This window comes from Sphingomonas sp. AC449, assembly GCF_979253475.1.
In genome coordinates this window covers 1-230 of the sequence record NZ_CEEDCZ010000127.1, presented here as the reverse complement: position 1 = coordinate 230, position 230 = coordinate 1, and the positions used below count along the sequence as shown (strand labels likewise).

The 230-nt window shown below is 63.0% G+C and carries 1 pseudogene; it reads right to left on the bottom strand.

The window, feature by feature from the left end:
- A pseudogene (locus AC0CH3_RS18090) lies at positions 1-203 on the bottom strand (hypothetical protein); the annotation flags it as partial.
- Between the last annotated feature and the right edge of the window lie 27 nt (positions 204-230).

Here is a 230-nt window from a genome sequence, read left to right as displayed (position 1 = left end):
ACTGCCTGGTGATAATGATCGACGTCCGGCCCGGCGAGTAGCTTGACGGTGTTGAACTTACCCGTGCCAAGCTTGCCCACATCCGCGGCGGTGACGATCGCGATTACGCCCGGGGCAGCCTTCGCCGCGACCGTGTCGATCGCGTTGATGCGGCCCTTGGCGACGGCGGTGCCTACGGCTTAGCCATAAGCGGCGTTCTCGATCTCGCGATGATGCTCTTAGGCATAGGG